This window comes from Burkholderia sp. Bp8994 (genome assembly GCF_003853805.1).
Classification (GTDB): domain Bacteria; phylum Pseudomonadota; class Gammaproteobacteria; order Burkholderiales; family Burkholderiaceae; genus Burkholderia.
Map to the genome: position 1 here is coordinate 126,036 of NZ_QTQH01000021.1, position 19,232 is coordinate 145,267.

A 19,232-nucleotide genomic window follows, 5' to 3' on the forward strand; every position below is an offset into this window, starting at 1 on the left:
GGTGTCCTCGTGATTCACCGTTGCCCGCCGCGTCACGTCGCGCTCAGTCGTACAGCACCGCCGTGATTTTCGGGTCGTCGATATTGGTCTTGTCGTACCAGTAGAAACCGGTATCGATGACCTTCGGCAGCTTCTCGCCCTTGACCGACTTCACGGCCGCCTCGACCGTCTTGTAGCCGATCCCGACCGGGTTCTGCGTGATCGCGCCGGCCATCAGCCCGCTGCGGATCGCGTCCTTCTGCTGCTTGCCCGAATCGTAGCCGATGATCACGACCTTGCGCTTCATCTCGCGCACGCCGTTCACCACGCCGATCGCCGAGCCTTCGTTGGTGCCGAACAAGCCCTTGAGCTTCGGATACGCCTGCAGGATCGACTTCGTCACTTCGGTGGACTTCAGCTGATCGCCCTCGCCATACTGCACGGTCACGACCTGCACCTTCGGGTGCGCGGACTTCATCCGTTCGAGAAAGCCGTCGCGGCGGTCGATGCCCGTGCGGCTCGTCTGGTCGTGCGCGACCACGGCCACCTCGCCTTCGTCGCCGATCAGCGCGGCGAGCTTGTCGGCGGCGAGCGCGGCGGCGGCCTTGTTGTTGGTCGCGGCGGTCGTCACCGGGATGTCGCTGTCGACGCCCGAGTCGAACGCGATCACCGGAATCTTCTCGGCCTGCGCCTTCTTCAGGAGCGGCAGCGCGGCCTTGCTGTCGAGCGCCGCGAAGCCGAGCGCGGCCGGCTTCTTCGCGATCGCGGCGGACAGCATGTCGATCTGCTTGTCGACCATCGCCTCGGTTTCGGGGCCTTCGAACGTCACCTTCACCTTGTAGTCCTTCGCGGCCTGCATCGCGCCCGCCTTCACGGCCTGCCAGAACTGATGCTGGAAGCCCTTCGAGATCAGCGGGATGTAGGATTCCTGCGCCTGCGCGCCGGCCGTCGCGCCGACGGCGAACGTCAGCCCGACGATCGCGTTCAACACCTTGCTCCTGATCACTTCGCGTCTCCTTGGTTGGTATCGACTGAAATGCCGGCCCGGCCGGCGGTGAAGCGCCTGCATGTTCGTGTTCGTGCGTGCATGCGTCAGCGGCGGCGCCGGCGCAGGATGTCCACGTAGACGGCGAGGATGATGATCACGCCCGTCACGACCGTCTGCCATTCCTGCGCGACCGACATGATGCGCAGGCCGTTGGTCAGCACGCTCATGATGAACGCGCCGATGATGGTGCCGACGATGCTGCCCGCGCCGCCCGACAGCGACGTGCCGCCGATCACGACGGCCGCGATCGCGTCGAGCTCGTAGCCTTGCCCGAGCGCGGGCTGCGCGGAATTCAGCCGCGACGCGATCAGCAGCCCGGCGATCCCGCACACAGCGCCGCTGAACGTGTAGACGGCGATCTTCCACGCATCGACATTCACGCCGGACAGCCGCAGCGCTTCCTCGTTGCTGCCGAGCGCGAACGTGTAGCGGCCGAAGATCGTCCGGTTCAGCACGATCGACGCGCCGACCGCGACGAGGAACAGGATCAGCACCGCGTTCGGGATCGGCAGCGCGGGAACGAGGCTGCCGATCAGCGAATCCTGCGCGATCGACGTGAAGCCCGGCGTGTCGTTGAAGTAGATCGGCCGCGTGCCCGAGATCACGAGCGACAGCCCCTTGAGCAGCATCATCATGCCGAGCGTCGCGATGAACGGCGGCACCTTCATCTTCGCGATCACGAAGCCCGACACGCTGCCCGACAGCGCGCCGAACGATAGCGCGGCCAGGATCCCGAGCGGCAGCGGCAGGCCCCACTTCGTCAGCACGACGCCGGCCATCACCGCGCAGAAGGTCATCAGCGTGCCGACCGACAGGTCGATGCCCGACGTGATGATCACGTAGGTACACGCGACGGCCAGCACACCGTTCACGGCGGTGGCCTGCAGGATCGTCACGAGGTTGTCGACTTCGAGGAAGTTCGGCGACGCGAAGCTGAAGAACACGATCAGCAGCACGAGGCTCGCGAACGCGAGCAGCTTCTGCCGCGCGGCCGGGTTGAAGAAGCGGGCACGGAGGCCCGCTGCGCCGGCCGGCGTGTCGCCGGTGGCAAGAGGCGGAACGGGATGCGTATCGTTGGACATGATCGGGTAAGCGTCGGAATCAGGACAATACGGTCGACTCGCGCTGCGTCGCGAGCTGCATGATCTTTTCCTGCGTGGCGTCGGCCGCGCGCAATTCGCCGGTCACGCGCCCTTCGCACATCACGAGGATCCGGTGGCTCATGCGCAGCACCTCGGGCAGCTCCGACGAGATCATCACGATCGCCTTGCCGTCGGCGGCGAGCGCGTCGAGCAGCTTGTAGATTTCGCTTTTCGCGCCGACGTCGATGCCGCGGGTCGGCTCGTCGAAGAACAGGATGTCGCAGTCGCGCAGCAGCCACTTCGCGATCACGATCTTCTGCTGGTTGCCGCCCGACAGGAGCCGCGCCGGCTGCGCGACGGACGGCGTGCGGATCGCGAGCTGCCGCACGTACGACTGCGCGGTGTCGCGCATCCCGCGCGCATCGAGGAACATGCCGCGGCGCACGAAGCGCCGCATGCTCGACAGCGCGATGTTGTTCTGCACGTCCATCCCGACCGCCAGCCCGAAGTGCTTGCGGTCCTCCGAGAGATAACCGATCCCGTGCCTCACCGCGTCGGCCGGCGTGCGGATCGTCACGGTCTTGCCGTGCACGCGGATCTCGCCCGCGTCGACCGGGTCCGCGCCGAACACCGCGCGCGCGACCTCGGTACGGCCCGCGCCCATCAGCCCCGCAAAGCCGAGGATCTCGCCGCGCCGCAGCGTGAAGCCGACATCGCGGATCGCGCGGCCGCGCGACAGCCCGCGCACCTCGAGCGCGACCGCGTTGGCCGACGTATCGGGCGGCGTTCGGAACGTCGCATCGAGCTGGCGGCCGACCATCATCGCGATGATCGCTTCCATCGACGTATCCGCCATCGGCACGGTCGCGACGTACTTGCCGTCGCGCATCACCGTCACGCGATCGGCGATCTGGCGCAGCTCGTCCATCTTGTGCGAGATGTAGACGATGCCGACGCCGTGCGCGCGCAGGTCGCCGATGATGCGGAACAGCTCGGCGATTTCCGCGTTGTTCAGCGCGGCGGTCGGTTCATCCATGATCAGCACGCGCGAGTCGAACGACAGCGCCTTCGCGATCTCGACCATCTGCTGCTTCGCGACCGTCAGCCGGCCGACCGGTGTGCGCGGGTCGAGATCGAGCCGCATCCGCGCGAAGATCGCGGCGGCGTCGCGGTTCAGCCGGTCCTCGTCGACGAACACGCCGAAGCGGCCGCGCGGCTCGCGGCCGATGAAGATGTTCTGCGCGACGCTCAGGTGGTTCATCAGGTTCAGTTCCTGATGGATGATGCCGATCCCGAGCGCCTGCGCGGCGCGCGGATCGTCGATGTCCACCGCGCGGCCGTCGATCCGGATCTCGCCTTCGTCCTTCTGGTACACGCCGGCGAGAATCTTCATCAGCGTCGACTTGCCCGCGCCGTTCTCGCCCATCAGCGCATGCACTTCGCCGGCGCGCAGGTCGAAGCGGCAATCGTCGAGCGCCAGCACGCCCGGAAAGCGCTTGCTGACGCCGGTCAGCTCGATCAGCGCCGCGGGCGCGGGGGTCGTCGGGTTCGGATCGGGTTGCATGGCTCGCCGCCCTCAGCCGATCGCGCGATCGAGATGCGTATAGCCGCCGTCGACGAACAGCCACTGGCCCGTCGTGTGCGATGCGCGCGCCGACAGCAGGAACACGGCCGTGTCGGCAATCTCGTCGGCGGTCGTGAAGCGCTTGCCGAGCGGCACCTTGTCGGCAATTTCCGCGAGCTTCGCTTCCGGGTCGTCGAAGCCCGCGATCCAGTTCCGGTAGAGCGGCGTCATCACCTCGGCCGGGATCACCGCGTTCACGCGCACGCCGTCGTCGCGCAGCGCGACCGCCCATTCGCGCGTCAGCGCGAGCTGCGCGCCCTTCGATGCGCAATAGCCGCTCGTGTTGCCCTGGCCGGTGACGGCCGTCTTCGACGAGATGTTGACGATCGCACCGCGCGTCGCCTTCAGGTGCGGCACGCAGTAATGCGCCATCACGTAGTAGTGGATCAGGTTGCGTTCGAGCGACGCGACGAACGCGTCGCGCCCGGCATCGAGCCCGACGCCGTCGTTGATGCCCGCGTTGTTGACGAGGCCGTCGATGCGGCCGAAGCGCGCGACGGTCTGCGCGACTGCGTCGCGGCACTGTGCGTCGTCCTGCAGCTCGACGGACACGCACGCGGCGCGCGGCTGCTTCTGCGCGAGTGCGCGCCAGAAGCCGTCATCCGGCGCGTGGCGCGCGAACACCACCGGAATCGCGCCTTCGCCGGCAAGCCGCATCGAGATCGCGGCGCCGATGCCCGACGCGCCGCCGGTCACGATCACGACCTTGTCTTGCAGATTCAAATCCACTTCGCGTCTCCGTCGTTCATGTTGTCGCCGCGCGCAGGTCATGCGCGGGTCGTCGTGCGCCGTCGTGCTGCGCGCTGCGCGCTTCAGCCGCGGAACCGGTACTGCTCGAGCGATGCCGGCTTCATCTCGATCGAGAAGCCGGGTGCCGTCGGCGGCAGGTACGCCGCGCCGCGCACGACACAGGGCTCGACGAAATGCTCGTGCAGGTGATCGACGTATTCGGTCACGCGCCCTTCCTTCGTGCCGGCAATGCACACGTAGTCGATCATCGACAGATGCTGCACGTATTCGCACAGCCCGACGCCGCCCGCATGCGGACACACCGGCAGCCCGTACTTCGCGGCCAGCAGCATCACCGCGAGTATCTCGTTCACGCCGCCGAGCCGGCACGCATCGATCTGCACGACGTCGATCGCGCCGCGCGCGATGAACTGCTTGAACATCACGCGGTTCTGGCACATCTCGCCGGTCGCGACCTGCACGGGCGCGATCGCCTCGCGGATCTTGCGATGCCCTTCGACGTCGTCGGGGCTCGTCGGCTCCTCGATGAACCACGGTTTCGCGAACGCCAGCTCGCGCACCCAGTCGATCGCCTCGTCGACTTCCCACACCTGGTTCGCGTCGATCATCAGCTTGCGGTCCGGGCCGATCACCTCGCGTGCGATCGTCACGCGGCGGATGTCGTCCTCCAGGTTCGCGCCGACCTTCAGCTTCACGTAATCGAACCCGGCGTCCACCGCTTCGTGACACAACCGGCGCAGCTTGTCGTCGCTGTAGCCGAGCCAGCCGGCCGACGTCGTGTAACACGGGTAGCCTTCGCGCTCGAGCATCGCGATCCGCTCGGCCTTGCCCGGCGCCTGCCGGCGCAGCAGGTCGAGCGCTTCGTCCGGCGTCAGGCAGTCGGTCAGGTAGCGAAAATCGATCGCGCGCACGATGTCCTCGGGGCTCATGTCGGCCACGAGCCGCCACAGCGGTTTGGCCGCAGCCTTCGCCCACAGATCCCACACCGCGTTCACGACGGCGCCCGTCGCCAGGTGGATCGCGCCCTTGTCGGGGCCGATCCAGCGCAACTGGCTGTCCGAGGTCACGTGCCGCCAGAAGCGGCCCATGTCCTCGCGGATCCAGTCGAGGTCGAGGCCGACGACGAGGTGACGCATCGCGTCGATCGCCGCGCAGCAGATTTCGTTGCCGCGCCCGATGGTGAACGTGAGCCCGTGGCCTTCGAGCCCGTCGCGGTCGGTTTCGAGCACGACGTACGCAGCCGAATAATCGGGGTCCGGATTCATCGCATCGGAACCGTCGAGCTGGCGCGAGGTCGGGAAGCGCACGTCGAGGACGCGCATCGATCGAATGATAGGCATGGCGAACCGTCCGGGAAAGGGTTTCAGGCCTGCACGGTGCGCTGGCGCTGCTCGCCGAGCCCGTCGATGCCGAGCGTGATCACCTGCCCGGCGCGCAGATAGACGGGCGGCTTCTGCCCGAGGCCCACGCCCGGCGGCGTGCCGGTCGAGATCACGTCGCCCGGCTGCAGGCTCATGAAGCGGCTCAGGTAGCTGATCAGGTGCGGCACGCGGAACACCATCGTCGCGGTCGTGCCGTTCTGGTAGCGGTGGCCGTCCACTTCCAGCCACAGCCGCAGCGCGTGCGGATCGGGCACTTCGTCGGCCGTCACGAGCCACGGGCCGAGCGGGCCGAACGTATCGTTGCCCTTGCCCTTGTCCCACGTGCCGCCGCGTTCGAGCTGGTACTCGCGCTCCGACACGTCGTTCACCACGCAGTAGCCGGCGACGTGCGACAGCGCGTCGGCTTCGTCGATATAGCGGCCGCCCCGGCCGATCACGACGCCCAGCTCGACTTCCCAGTCGGTCTTCTCCGAGCCGCGCGGGATCTCGACGTCGTCGTTCGGCCCCGAGATCGCGCTCGTCCACTTGCCGAACACGACCGGCTCCTTCGGGACGTCCATCCCCGATTCCGCCGCGTGGTCGGAATAGTTGAGGCCGATGCAGATGAACTTGCCGACGCGGCCGACGCACGCGCCGAGCCGCGGCGCGCCTTCGACGAGCGGCAGCGACGCCGGGTCGAGCTCGCGCAGCCGCGCGAGCGACGCGGGTGCGAGCGCGTCGCCGGCGACGTCGTCGATCACGCCCGACAGGTCGCGGATCCTGCCCTGCGCATCGAGCAGGCCCGGCTTTTCATGGTGTTTGTCGCCAAATCTCAGCAGTTTCATGTGGTGTGAGCGGAAATGGAAAGTGAGTGGAAGGAAGCGGTCGGCTACACGCGGTCGGCTAGACGCGGTCAGTTCGACCAGCCGCCATCGATCAGGTGAATCGCGCCGGTCGTGAACGACGCTTCGTCGGACGCGAGATACAGCGCGAGCGCGGCCACTTCGTCCGCGGTGCCGATACGGCCCATCGGCTGACGCGCGACGAACGCCTGGCGCACGGTATCGGTCGACACCTGGCGCGTGCGCGCCTGCTCGGCGATCCGCTGCTCCAGCGACGGCGACTCGATCGTGCCCGGGCAGATCGCGTTGCAGCGGATGCGCTGCTCGACGAAATCGGCGGCGACCGACTTGGTCAGGCCGATCACGGCCGCCTTGGTCGTGCCGTAGACGAACCGGTTCGGCACGCCCTTCACGCTCGACGCGGCCGACGCCATGTTGACGATCGACGCGCCGCCCGCAGCCAGCATCGCCGGCAGCAGCGCGCGGATCAGCCGGTACATCGACGTGACGTTCAGGTTCAGCGAGAACGCCCACGCGGCGTCGTCGCAGTCGAGGATCGAGCCGTGGTGCACGAAGCCCGCACAGTTGAACAGCACGTCGAACGCGCGCTCCTGCGCGGCGAGTGTGGCCACGTCGCCCGCATCGGTCACGTCGAGCCGCCGCGTGGCCAGCCGGCCGCCCGCGCGTTCGGCGTCGGCCGCGAGTTGCGCGAGCGCGGCTTCGTTGATGTCGGTCGCCAGCACGTCGGCACCCTCGCTTGCGAACCGCAGCGCGGTCGCGCGGCCGATACCCTGCCCGGCCGCCGTCACCAGCGCGCGCTTGCCCTGCAATCTCATGAGCACCTCTCCCGAAGAAGCCGGCCGGGCCGGCTGATTGGCACAAAGGACTAAAGGTCCAACCAATCATAGGAACAGATTCCGGATTTGTCACGTTCGTGTGATTCAGTATTTTCCCGAGCGGGAGAATCGGGCGGAAGGCGCTGCGGCGGGCTTCGATTACCGTATTTTTCAGGTTCCGCCGATCGGCCGCGTATCGCGCAAAGCCAATACCGGTGGGCGTTTTCGCGACCCCGGGGCATCGGAGTCGCTCCGTCGGCACCGCGAAACTGACAAAAAAGTCATGTTCCCGTCAGGGTGTCAACGGCGGGCGCGCGCGATCATGGTGTTGCCGGACCGCGCTTCCCCGGACACCGCCCCCCCGCCCGTCGCCGATCCCTGACGGGCGTCTCCGTCCCCCCGGTGTCCACGTGACTGAGCGAGCAGACACGGGGGCGCGGGCCGATTTTCCGCCCCGGGCGTGCGCGTCCGGGGCGCTTTTGTCGTTGGCTTTTTCACGAAAATGCGCGTCGATTGTTTCTGATTCGGCAAAAGGTAATTTGAGCCAGACAGGATGTTTTTTCCGGTCACAGACGCTTACATTTAGCGCACCACTCATGGAAACCGCTACGGATTCGCCCTCGGGTAGTGACATCCACTGCCACGGCCGAAACCGCACGAGCTTTAGGAAACGGCAAATGAAGGCCTCCAAATCCCTGCCTGTGCTCGATCCCGCCGACGTCCACGTCGAAATTCTGGAACGCTCCGATACGCTGCTCGTCGTCCGCTGGGTCGAACCCGGCCGCTGTCACTACGGCGAACAGCGCTGGCGCCGCCGCTTCGCGCAGCGCACCGGCACCTGCGCGCTGTCGCGCCAGGTCATCCAGCGCGGCGACGAAGTGTTCCGCCCGGCCGAGCGCCCGGCACCCGCGAACGCGGCGGCGATGATCTCCGCGGCCGAAGTGCTCGCGCTGGCCGGGAGCCGGTAACGCCCGCCGGCCACCCGTGCCGGGGCCCGCGGCCTGATGCGCTGGCGCGCCCTAGAACCGCCGGTCTAATTCCCCCGCTTGTCTGTCCCGCCTGCGCGGACTATCGTTACACCACCCAATGTAACGATTACGCGTCGTGGCGCACTGCCACGCCGATGGAGGCAGACATGCATGCATGGAGCGCGCGCCACGTCCCGGCGCAAGGCGGCAAGGTCGCGGTCGTGACCGGCGCCAACAGCGGCCTCGGCTGGCATATCGCGGAAACGCTGGCCGCCAAGGGCGCGACGGTCGTGATGGGCTGCCGCGATGCCGCGCGCGCCGCCCACGCCGCCGCTGCGATTCGCCGGCTCCATCCCGCCGCACAGATCGAAGTCGATCAGCTCGACCTCGCCGATCTCGCGTCGATCCGGCGCTTCGCCGCCGACGTCGCCGACCGCCACGGCCGCGTCGACATCCTCTGCAACAACGCCGGCGTGATGTTCCTGCCGCTGCGGCACACGCACGACGGCTTCGAGATGCAGTTCGGCACCAACCACCTCGGCCATTTCGCGCTGACCGGCCATCTGCTGCCCGCGCTGCGCGCCGCCCGGCGCGCGCGTGTCGTGACGATGTCGAGCGGCTTCAACCGCGGCGGCCGGATCCGGGTCGACGACCTGCGCGCCGAGCACCGTTACAACCGTTATCTCGCCTACTGCGACAGCAAACTCGCGAACCTGGTGTTCGCGCTCGAGTTGCAGCGCCGCTTCCAGCGCGCGGGGTTCGCGGGAATCAGCGTCGCCGCGCATCCCGGCTACGCGGCAACCAACCTGCAGTTCGCGGGCCCCGCGATGGACAGTTCGCCCACGCGCGCCGCGCTGATGCGCGCGGCGAACCGTTATCTCGCGCAACCGGCCGAGCAGGGTGCGTTGCCCGCGATTCATGCGGCGACGTCGCCCGACCTCGCCGGCGGCTCGTACATCGGGCCGTCCGGCTGGCTCGAGTCGCGCGGCCTGCCGGCACCGGCGAGCGTGCCGCGCGCGGCACGCGACGTGGCCCTCGCGGCTCTGCTGTGGGAGGCCTCCGAAGCCGCGACGGGCGTGCGTTTCCTGAGTTCGGGCGCGTCCGCCGGCCGGCCGCCCGCCAAGCCGTTCGATGCGGCCGCCGAGGCGCGCTGAATCCCGCGCGTGCCGCCTCAACATTCTTCATACTTATTACACTTACAGAAACGAAAGCAGGATGAAAGCCTGATCCGGCGTCCCACTGTTACCGCCCTGGAAACAATCTATCGTCAAAATCAGCGTTTACCCTCAACGACCCGGTGACTAAGATTTAGTCAATCGCTGCAGACATGGTGTCGCAAGCGAACCCAATAAAACACCGGAGGTCATCATGAAATCGCTCGTTTCCGCAGTTGTTGCCGCTGTCGCCCTGTCCGCTTCGTTCGGCGCTTTCGCACAAAGCACCGTGACCCGCGCTCAAGTCCGCAACGAACTGGTTCAGCTCGAACAAGCCGGCTACAAGCCGGGCGTGTCGAGCCCGTACTACCCGAACGACATCCAGTCGGCGGAAGCGCGCGTTCATGGTGCCGACGCCAGCGGCTACGGCGCGCAACCGGCTCCGGTCGTCCACTCGGGCGCCCCGGCTGCCGCAGCGTCGTCGAACGCACGCGACTCGGTCTTCTTCGGCCAGTAAGCCGACGCGCCCCCGGCGGGCGCACCGCGCATCGCGCGATGAAGAAGCTGGATCCGGACGAGCCCCTCATGCGGGCTCGTCTTTTTTTGTGAAAACGCATACCTCCGCCGCCCGGCAGCGGGTGGCTTCGCCCGGGCGCCTTGCGTCCGGGCGCTTTTTCTCCGGCGAGGTATGCGTAACGAAGTCGACTGCGGAAGTCGAATGCGCCGATCAGCGCCCGGCGGCAGCCGCGAGCAGCGCACGCGACAGCACACGCCAGCGCGACAGCAGTTCGTCGCGATCGACGTAGCAGCCCTGCAGATGCCGGCGGCCCGTCGACGGATCGAACTCGGTGCGCGCATGAAGCACGCGCCGGTTGTCGAACGCCCACATGTCGCCCGCCCGCAGCCGGCGCTGCACGCGGAAACGCGGCTCGCGCGCGAGCGCGAGAAACCGCCGGTACGCGCGGTAGACGGCCGCGACGGCGCCGGCCGGCGCATCGAGCGGCCCGCGCAGGAAGTTCGCGACGCGCACCTCGGTCACGTTGCCGCGCGCATCGAGCCCGATCACCGGCGCCGAACAGCGGTAGTCGCTGTTCGCACTCTTGTTCCAGAACTCGAACGGTGTCGACGCAAGTTGCGTGAAATCGTCCGGATATTCGCGCCGCAGCGCATCCGCGAGCGCGAAGCCGTCGAGAAACACGCTGTCTCCGCCCGTTGCGTCGTTCGCGAGGCAGTGCAGGAACTGCACGCCCGGCTGCAATTCACGCGTCGGCAGGTCGGTGTGCGGCGGCAGGTTCAGCGACGTATAGGCATTGCTGTCCGGCCGCGGCTTCGATTCGACATCGAACAGCACGCCGAAATTGCTTTCGCGGATCAGGCCGACACGCCGCGCGATCTGGTCGACCCGGCCGGGTTCGGCCGGCACGCCCTCGACGAGCGTCAGCCCCGTGCGCTGCAACGCGGCGAGCCAGGCGAGCAACGCGCCGTCGTCCTTCATCACGTCACGCCACGCGAACACGCCGATCGCCGTCGCATCGTCGCCGGTCCACACGTGCCGCCCGTGCGCGGCCTGGCGTTCCGCGCGGGACGCATCGTCGTAAGCATGCGCGCGCAACCATCCCGGCGACCAGGCGCTGCGATGCCCGTCGTTCCACTCGACGTGCAGCGCGCCGTCGGTTTCGACATGCACGACGAGCGCCGACAGATCCTCGCGCGCATCGGCGATCTCGAACACCTGTTCGCGCGTGAGCGCATGCACGCACGCGGAGCACGCGCAGTTGTCGCGCAACCAGTCGAAGTGAAACGGCGATCGTCGCGTGTCGCTCCACTCGACGTTCACCGCACCCTCGCCGATCGTCGCCGCCGCAATGGCGGCGTCGGCGGAAAAGGTCCGCCAGTCCTCGATACGGTGTTGCGCTGCCTGCATCGTTGCCTCCCGGAAAACGCCCGCTACGCGTGTGGTGCGAGCAGAAACCCGCCGATCATCCGGTGCATCCGCGCGGCCTGCGGGCTCGTTCCGAGCGCGCGCCAGCAGCCGTGCACCAGCCCCTCTCCCATCCAGTAACGCGCGGCGCCGCCGGCCGCGAGAATGTGTTCGACATAGACGCGCGCATCGTCGCGCAGCGGATCGTGTTCCGCGCCGATCGCGAGCACGGGCGGCAGGCCGTCGAAACGCGCCGCCGCGAGCGGCACCGAGGCGCGCAGCAGCCCATCGTCATCGCCCGGCGCATCGTCGCGTTCACTGCCCCAGTACAACGCGCGATAGCGATGGACGTCGTCGAGCGTCAGCATCGGCGCGTGTGCCTCGGTTTCGCGCGCCGGCGATTGCGGTTCGAAGCCGAGCATCGGATAGACGAGCGCGATCCCGTCGATGCCGCCTTCGCCCGCATCGCGCAGCGCGGTCGCGACGGCGGCCGCGAGGTTGCCGCCGGCACTGTCGCCGGCGAGCGTCAGCGGTCGCGCGCACGCGTCGAACGGCCAGTGCGCTGCGTCGCGCACGGCGCGCGTGACGGCCAGGCAATCGTCGAGCGCGGCCGGCGCGCGATGCTCGGGCGCGAGCCGGTAGTCGACCGCGATCACGGCAAGCCCCGTGTCGGCCGCCAGTTGCGCGGTGATCAACGCATGACTGTCGAGCGAGCCGACGACGAAGCCGCCGCCATGAAAGAACAGCACGGTGCCGCGCGGCTCACCGTGCGCGGGCGCATAGCGCCGCAGCGCGATCGCGCGTCCGTCCGGCGCATGCCACACCGCATCGTGCCGGACGATGCCGGCCGGCAGTTCGGCGGGCGTCCATGCGGCCGCGAAGCGATCGTAGACGCGGCGTTGCTCGTCGGGCGAGCGCGCCGCTGCGTCGGCCGGATACCACGCGTCGACGGCCGCGACGAACGCCGCGATTTCCGGTTCGAGCATCGTGTGCGCTCCGCGGTCCAGGGTTGAACGTCGACGCTAGCGGCGCGGCGGCAGTCCGATCACGCGGCCCGCATACGCAGGGGCCGCGCAATCGCGCTGCACCGCATGCAGTTCGGCCACGCGCGCGGCGACGTCGTCGTCGAACGGCGCCGATTTCGCGCCGTTGCGCGTGTCGACGTGCAGCAGCATCTGCTCGCTCGCCGACACCGCGCCGTCGTGCCCGTCGGCGAACAGTTCGAGATACAGGTGCAGCCGCTTCGCGTCGTGCGCGAGCACGCGCGCATCGACGCGCACGCGCGTGCCCTCCTTGATCTCCTGCAGATAGTTCACGTGCGCTTCGAGCGTGTAGACCGAGCGGCCCCGCTCGCGACGCGCGGCGTCGTCGAGACCGATGCGGTCCAGCAGCGCATCGGTCGCGAAGCTGAAGATCAGCAGATAGAACGCGTCGCGCAGATGGCCGTTGTAGTCGACCCATTCGGGCCGCACGACGTCGCGGTAGATCGTCAGCGGGGTATCGCCTGTCATGTTCGTTCAGTCCTCGAATCGCATTCCGTGCCGCGCCTTCACCGCGGCGATCGCCTTCAGCACCTCGGTGATGCACTCGTCGCGATAGCGCTCGAGTTCCTTGATGCTGCGCGTGCCCTGCTGCTCGCTCGTGCCTTCGACGACGCTGTCGATCAGTGCATCGGTCAGCTTCGGCGCGACCAGCTTCGTCCATGGCAGTTCGAGCGCGGGGCCGAACTGCTGCATGAAGTGTCGCATGCCCGCGTCGCCGCCGGCCAGCGTGTACGTCAGGAACGTGCCCATGAACGACCAGCGGATGCCCGCGCCGAAGCGGATCGCATCGTCGATCTCGCCGGTCGTCGCGACGCCCTCGTTGACGAGATGCAGCGCCTCGCGCCACAGCGCTTCGAGCAGCCGGTCCGCGATGAAGCCCGGCACTTCCTTGCGCACGTGCAGCGGCCGCATGCCGAGCTTGCGATAGATCTCCATCGCCGCCTCGACCGCTTCCGGCGAGGTGCGCGCGCCGCCGAGCACCTCGACGAGCGGCAGCAGGTAGACCGGATTGAACGGATGACCGACCACGCAGCGCTCCGGATGCGTCGCCCGCGCATAGAAGTCGGTCGGCAGCAGCCCCGACGTCGACGATGCGATGATCGCGTCCGGCTTCGCCGCGCGGCTGATCTGTTCGTGCAGTTCGAGCTTCAGCGCCTCGCGCTCCGGTGCGCTTTCCTGGATGAAGTCCGCGTCGGCGACGCAGGCCTCGATCGTCGACTCGAAGCGCAGCCGCGCGGGATCGGCGCCCGGCGCGAGGCCGACGCGTTCGAGCGCGGGCCATGCATTCGCGACGCTCGCGCGCAAGCGCGCTTCCGCGTCCGGCGCGGGGTCCCACACGACCACGTCCAGACCGTGCGCGAGCGCACGGCAAATCCATCCGCTGCCGATCACGCCGGTGCCGATCGCGGCGAACGTCTTGATGTCGGTCTTCACTGCCATGTCAACACATCCTTCAAATCGAGGAGAATCGGACGGCGGCGCACCCGTGCGCGCCGCCGCATTGAAGCGGAATCAGCCTTGAAACTCACGCGAACTCGGCCACCGCGCGGCGTTCGAGCAGGCGCTCGCCACGCGCCGGCAGGCCGAGCTTGCGACGCCCTTCGGCCGGCGTCAGCACGCGGCCGCCGAGCCGTTCGACGATTTCCCGCGCACGCTCGACGAGCGTGCCGTTGGTCGCGTGCACGCCGCGATCGAGCCAGATGTTGTCTTCGAGGCCCACGCGCACGTGGCCGCCGAGCAGCATCGCCTGCGCGACCATCGGCATCTGCATGCGGCCGATCCCGAAGCCGGCCCAGTGCGCGCCCGGCGGCAGGTTGTCGACCATCGCCTTCATCGTGCCGGTGTCGGCCGGCGCGCCCCACGGAATGCCGAGGCACAGCTGGAACAGCGGCGGATCGTCGAGCAGCCCTTCCTTCAGCAATTGCTTCGCGAACCACAGATGGCCCGTATCGAAGATTTCCAGTTCCGGCTTCACGCCGAGTTCCTGGATGCGCTTGGCGCCAGCGCGCAGTTGCGCGGGCGTCGACACGTAGATGTAGTCGCCGTCGCCGAAATTCAGCGTGCCGCAGTCGAGCGTGCAGATTTCCGGCAGCAGTTCCTCGACGTGCGCGAGACGCGTGAGGCCGCCGACGAGATCGGTGCCCTTGCCGAAGCGCATCGGGTCTTCGCCCGGGCCGATCTCCAGATCGCCGCCCATGCCGGCCGTCAGGTTGATGATCACGTCGACGTCCGCCGAACGGATCCGGTCGACCACTTCGCGGTACAGGTTCGGGTCGCGGCTGCCGCGGCCCGTCTGCGGATCGCGCACGTGGCAGTGCGCCACCGTCGCGCCGGCCTTCGCGGCCTCGATCGCGGCGGCCGCGATTTCCTTCGGCGTGACCGGAATCGCCGGATGTTTGCCGACCGTATCGCCCGCGCCGGTGACCGCGCAGGTGATGATGACTTCGTGGTTCATGCTGAGTGCCCTCGTTTGCTTCGGTTCGTGTCGCTCGATTTCCGTCGTACTGCAGATGATTTTTCGCTGCGCGCCGCCCGCTCGCGGCGCGTGCGGGCCGTTACAGGCCGAGATAGGCCTTCACGGCAGGCAGGCCGTCCTTGCCGTCGAACGTCTTGACGCCGGCGAGCCAGGCATCGAGCACCTGCGGATTCTTCTTCAGGTACGCCTTCGCGGCGTCGGCCGGCTTCGTCTTGTTCATCACCGACTGCATCAGCTGGTTCTCCAGCTGCGTCGTGAAGCGCAGGTTCTCGACGAGCTTGCCCGCGTTCGGGCAGCGCGAGATGAAGTCGGGCGCCGTCAGCGTGTACACGCGCGCTTCGCCGTAGTTCGGGCCGAACGCCGCATCGCCGCCGGACAGGTAGTTCATGCTGATCTGGATGTTCATCGGATGCGGTTCCCAGCCGAGAAACACGACCCACTTCTTGTCGCGGATCGCGCGCTCGACCGTGACGAGCATCCCCGCCTCGCTCGATTCGACCAGCTTGAAGCCGCCGAGGCCGTACTGGTTCGTGTCGATCATCTTCTGGATCGTCGCGTTCGCGCTGCTGCCCGGCTCGATCCCGTAGATCTTGCCGTCGAGCTCCGCGCGGTGCTTCGCGATGTCCTCGAAGGTCTTCAGGCCGGCCTGGTATTCGTAGCTCGGCACCGCGAGCGTCGCCTTCGCGCCCGACAGGTTCGGCGGTTCGACCACGTTGATCGACTTGCTGTCGAGGAACGGCTGGAGCTGCTTCTGCTGCACCGGCCACCAGTAGCCGAGCGAGATGTCCAGCTGCTTGCTCTTCAGGCCGGCGAACGAGATCGGCACCGATGCGATCGTCGTCGTCGGCTTGTAGCCGAGCCCTTCGAACACCGTCGACGCGAGCGCCGTGGTGGACGTGATGTCGGTCCAGCCGATATCCGCGAAGCGTACGTTGCGGCAAGTCGCGGCATCCGTTTCGGCCTGCGCCGCGGTCGCGAACGCGCCGGTCGCCAGCACGGCCGCGACGAACGCGGCGATCTTTGTCGACTTCATGGTTTCTCCCCTTCGGTTGGACCGATGTCCGACGGTGCGCGGAGTGCGTCCCGGCCTGCATCGTGGGAGTAAAAGTAACGAGCCATATTCACCGCAAGACGACCGCCGGCGACCTGTTCTTGACTATTTGCGACTATGGGTGGAAACCACTATGCGCAGGGAGCGGCTTGTATGGCGGGGGTTTGGGACGAATTTCGATGAGGAGGGGTTTGTCCGGATGCGGCGTCATGAGATGCCGTACGCGACAGCCAAACGGGGTCAGTCAGGTCCGTGCGGCTGCAAGCGCGTTGCCGAAATGCTCCACGGCGCCGTCGAAGCGCGCCGCGCCGACGTCGAACACCCAGCGGCGCAGCGCGGGGGGCGCGGCAAGACCCAGCTCCGCGACCCGATACCCGGTGTCGATCGCGGCCAGCACGGCCTTCACCATGGCCTGCGGCATGCCTTCGGTGGCGGCGGTCGTCAGCCCGCCGTCGAGTATGCTCGGCGCAAAGGCCGCGCTTTCGACTTCTTGCTGGATCGCCGTCCGCGCGGCCGTGGCGACGGCATCGGCGGTTCTTGCGATCGTCCAGCTTGCCGGATCGCCGAGCCCGACCAGCAACAAGGAACGCGCCGCGATGCCCGCGGGCGGATGGCTGATCCACAGCGTTTCCATCGGCGCGGCCAGAAAACGGCCCTCGCGCCGCAAGCCGATGAGTGCCCCCGACAGTGCGAGGTCGAGATGGCGTAACCCGCCGGTCGGGCCATCGCCCGTCGCCTCGCGGGCAAACATGCAGCCACAGGAAAGGTCGACCTGCGCGCCTACGCCATCCCATGCGGCGACCTCGAAGGCCACCTCCCGCCAACGACCGATATTGTGTCGAAGAACCAAATCGTCTCTCCCGCAAGATTGGAACAGGGTCCGGAGCGCAGCGCGCGCCCCGGTGTCCGGCGTTGCGCCTCTTCATCCGCCTGGCCGGGCTTGCGCCGGCGCACGAGCAACCCGTCATCCGCGTACGCCGGTATCTGCGTTGCGCTTATTGCCTGGCGGCAAGACCGAACGCATAGAGCTTGTGACTCGTGCCGTCGTACGGCAGACCGAGTACCTTGGTGTGGTAGCCCGCCCCCCAGTACACCGACCCGTCGACGATGGCAGCGCCCGACACCACCGCGCCGTTGTTCTCGTAGCTCCACTTGATCTCGCCCGTCGCCGCATCGAGCGCATACATGCTCGCGCCCGTCCCGGCCAACGAGCCGGCATAGACGACCCCGTTTGCGGCCGACATCGCCACCGTGTCCATCTTGCCCTGCGGGTCGGCCGTGCGCCACAGCACCTTGCCGGTGGCGGCGTCGACCGCCGCCCAGATGCCGCCCTTGGTCGTCTTCTGGCCGTTCGGACCGTTGTCGACGTCGATCGATTTTCCGTCCAGGTTGCCGATCGAAACGTAGATGCGCTTGCCGTCGGCGGCCGTCCCCCACAGCATGCCGCCCAGCAGGCTGCCCGGCCCGACCTGCGTCTGCCAGACCACCTTGCCGGTCTTGGGATCGAGCGCCCAGTACACGCCGCTCTTCGCGCCTGCGCCCACCAACGTCCTCTCCTTCCCGTTGATGGTCGCCTTGAACAGGTTGGGCCCCGAGCCGAAATCGTAGTCCGGGCCGTCGTCGTGGTCGTAGTTGGTCGACATGTCGGCCGCCAACGTACGGGTATGCCAGACGATCCTGCCGGTCTTGAGGTCGAGCGCGACAAAGCTGTCGATCATGTTGGCAGGCGTATCGGGTTTGCAGTTCTTCTGGGTCGGGTAACGGCAGTGACCCGGCGGAACCGAGAAGTTGTTGCCCGTGGTCACGTAGAGCAGGCCGGTTTCATGATCGACCGCCGCCGTGTTGCCCCACACCGAGCCGCCGGTATATCCCTTCGGCACCATATAGGTCTTCCACAGCATCTTGCCGGTCCTGGCGTCGAGGGCGACCACCGCGCCGCGATAGGTCGGCTTGTCCTTGAGCGCCTCGGCACGCGACGAGAGGCCGACGTACACCACGCCGCGATCGACGATCGGCGACTGGGTAATGATCGCGGTCGGATCCGAATCCACCTTGGTCCGCCACAGCGGCGCGCCATCCTCTGCCTTCGCTGCCAGCACGAACGCGCCGGTCGGGTTGTTCGCAACCTGGGTGCCCTGCCCGAAGATCAGCGTGCCTTCCCAGTAGGCCGGGCTGGTGCGCGACGCATCGTTGTCGATGCCGCTGTATTCGGTGATCTTCTTCTTCCACTTCACCTTGCCGCTGGCGGCATCGACCGCCCACAGCGAGCCGCCGAAGTCCGGCACATACACGGTGCCGTTGGCGACGGTCGGCGTGGCCGACACGTTGCCGTCGGTATCCAGCGTCCAGCGCGGCGCAAGCTGCGAGACGTTGTCGACGCCGATGACGCGCTCGTCCGGCGCGGTACGCGTGTTGTCGACACCCTGCCCGGCAAAGACCCAGTCCGCCGCCGCACCCGGGCCGCTTGCGAGCATGCCGAACAGGGCAAGCGTTCCGATCATGGCCGGCGTACGCCGACGCCACGAGGCAAGTCCGGCATGCTGCTTGTTGGATGTTTTCATGACATCACCTTACCGAGAGAAGAGTGACTGATGACCGGCCGAACCGAAACGGCCGCGGTGAAAAAAACTGGCGCGCCGGGGCGACTGGAAGCGACCGGGACGCTGGCGATACCCGACCTGCGCGTGCTTTCAAAAGCGGGGAAAAGATCGACATGGCCGGGATGAATCATTTGACGCAGCGTGAATACCAATACCCAAAGTTCGGTTGCGAAGCACGAAACATAGGACCACTGCATGAAACCACCACACGCGCCGATGAAACATGCGGGCCCGTGACGACAGCGCGCGACGACGCGCGAACCCTGAAGCCGATGCACCGGCAGATCCGCCGCTCAGAACGTATGCATCATCCCCACATACGCGCCCGTCTGCGACTCACCCGTCATCGGACTCGTGCCCGACGTCGCGTCGCGCGGCGACGCGAGCAGCGAGAAGTTCGAATTCCCGCCGTTGCGCACGTACGCGACCGTCCCGTACAGGAACGTGCGCTTCGACAGGTTGTACGTCGTGCCGAGCACGTACATGATCGCGTGGCC

General features: G+C 67.6%; 18 protein-coding genes and 1 pseudogene. 3 read left to right on the forward strand and 16 right to left on the reverse strand.

Annotated elements, in window-relative coordinates; genetic code table 11:
• Window positions 1-43 precede the first annotated feature (43 nt).
• The 7 genes from DIE04_RS23050 to DIE04_RS23080 form a co-directional block, all read right to left on the reverse strand.
• Entirely contained in the window at window positions 44-985 is a 942-nt protein-coding gene (locus DIE04_RS23050) for an ABC transporter substrate-binding protein (protein ID WP_124485216.1), read from the reverse strand.
• 86 nt (window positions 986-1,071) lie between these two features.
• Window positions 1,072-2,109, reverse strand: a complete 1,038-nt coding sequence (locus DIE04_RS23055) for an ABC transporter permease (RefSeq protein ID WP_124523172.1) — start codon at window positions 2,107-2,109, stop codon at window positions 1,072-1,074.
• 19 nt (window positions 2,110-2,128) lie between these two features.
• A complete protein-coding gene (locus DIE04_RS23060) occupies window positions 2,129-3,673 on the reverse strand; it encodes a sugar ABC transporter ATP-binding protein (RefSeq protein ID WP_124485214.1) in 1,545 nt (514 codons plus the stop codon).
• Between the two features lie 12 nt (window positions 3,674-3,685).
• On the reverse strand, window positions 3,686-4,462 hold the full coding sequence (locus tag DIE04_RS23065; RefSeq protein ID WP_124523170.1) for an SDR family oxidoreductase: 777 nt from the start codon (window positions 4,460-4,462) through the stop codon (window positions 3,686-3,688).
• Between the two features lie 83 nt (window positions 4,463-4,545).
• Window positions 4,546-5,823 carry an L-fuconate dehydratase gene (locus tag DIE04_RS23070; protein WP_124523168.1) on the reverse strand — a complete coding sequence of 426 codons (1,278 nt, stop codon included), beginning with the start codon at window positions 5,821-5,823 and terminating at the stop codon, window positions 4,546-4,548.
• Between the two features lie 23 nt (window positions 5,824-5,846).
• Entirely contained in the window at window positions 5,847-6,689 is an 843-nt protein-coding gene (locus tag DIE04_RS23075; RefSeq protein ID WP_124523166.1) for an ureidoglycolate lyase, read from the reverse strand.
• Between the two features lie 68 nt (window positions 6,690-6,757).
• A complete protein-coding gene (locus tag DIE04_RS23080) occupies window positions 6,758-7,522 on the reverse strand; it encodes an SDR family oxidoreductase (protein ID WP_124523164.1) in 765 nt (254 codons plus the stop codon).
• A 677-nt stretch (window positions 7,523-8,199) separates the two neighbouring features.
• Between DIE04_RS23080 and DIE04_RS23085 the strand changes: the two genes are divergently transcribed.
• The 3 genes from DIE04_RS23085 to DIE04_RS23095 all read left to right on the forward strand — a co-directional run bounded on the left by DIE04_RS23085 (window position 8,200) and on the right by DIE04_RS23095 (window position 10,161).
• Entirely contained in the window at window positions 8,200-8,490 is a 291-nt protein-coding gene (locus tag DIE04_RS23085; RefSeq protein WP_044847789.1) for a DUF3331 domain-containing protein, read from the forward strand.
• 167 nt (window positions 8,491-8,657) lie between these two features.
• Complete coding sequence (locus DIE04_RS23090; RefSeq protein ID WP_124523162.1) at window positions 8,658-9,644, forward strand: oxidoreductase; 987 nt, start codon at window positions 8,658-8,660, stop codon at window positions 9,642-9,644.
• Window positions 9,645-9,858: 214 nt separating this feature from the next.
• On the forward strand, window positions 9,859-10,161 hold the full coding sequence (locus DIE04_RS23095; RefSeq protein WP_124485209.1) for a DUF4148 domain-containing protein: 303 nt from the start codon (window positions 9,859-9,861) through the stop codon (window positions 10,159-10,161).
• A gap of 210 nt (window positions 10,162-10,371) precedes the next feature.
• On the opposite strand, the gene DIE04_RS23100 is transcribed toward DIE04_RS23095, so the two are convergent.
• The 9 genes and pseudogenes from DIE04_RS23100 to DIE04_RS23140 all read right to left on the reverse strand — a co-directional run.
• Entirely contained in the window at window positions 10,372-11,568 is a 1,197-nt protein-coding gene (locus tag DIE04_RS23100) for a TauD/TfdA family dioxygenase (RefSeq protein ID WP_124573289.1), read from the reverse strand.
• Between the two features lie 23 nt (window positions 11,569-11,591).
• Window positions 11,592-12,551, reverse strand: a complete 960-nt coding sequence (locus DIE04_RS23105) for an alpha/beta hydrolase (protein ID WP_124523158.1) — start codon at window positions 12,549-12,551, stop codon at window positions 11,592-11,594.
• Between the two features lie 36 nt (window positions 12,552-12,587).
• Complete coding sequence (locus tag DIE04_RS23110; RefSeq protein WP_124523156.1) at window positions 12,588-13,076, reverse strand: thioesterase family protein; 489 nt, start codon at window positions 13,074-13,076, stop codon at window positions 12,588-12,590.
• Window positions 13,077-13,082: 6 nt separating this feature from the next.
• Window positions 13,083-14,048 (reverse strand): L-carnitine dehydrogenase, encoded by a 966-nt coding sequence (locus tag DIE04_RS23115; RefSeq protein ID WP_044847784.1) that lies wholly within the window; start codon window positions 14,046-14,048, stop codon window positions 13,083-13,085.
• Between the two features lie 85 nt (window positions 14,049-14,133).
• Window positions 14,134-15,063, reverse strand: coding sequence for a 3-keto-5-aminohexanoate cleavage protein (locus DIE04_RS23120; RefSeq protein WP_006484708.1), 930 nt, complete (start codon window positions 15,061-15,063; stop codon window positions 14,134-14,136).
• Between the two features lie 100 nt (window positions 15,064-15,163).
• Entirely contained in the window at window positions 15,164-16,117 is a 954-nt protein-coding gene (locus DIE04_RS23125; protein WP_044847783.1) for a choline ABC transporter substrate-binding protein, read from the reverse strand.
• Window positions 16,118-16,379: 262 nt separating this feature from the next.
• The gene (locus DIE04_RS23130) at window positions 16,380-16,985 is read right to left on the reverse strand and encodes a M17 family peptidase N-terminal domain-containing protein (protein ID WP_124523154.1); all 606 of its coding nucleotides are present in this window, start codon (window positions 16,983-16,985) and stop codon (window positions 16,380-16,382) included.
• A 145-nt stretch (window positions 16,986-17,130) separates the two neighbouring features.
• A complete protein-coding gene (locus tag DIE04_RS23135; protein ID WP_185500411.1) occupies window positions 17,131-18,636 on the reverse strand; it encodes a PQQ-binding-like beta-propeller repeat protein in 1,506 nt (501 codons plus the stop codon).
• Between the two features lie 392 nt (window positions 18,637-19,028).
• Window positions 19,029-19,232 (reverse strand): annotated as a pseudogene (locus tag DIE04_RS23140) (porin); the annotation flags it as partial.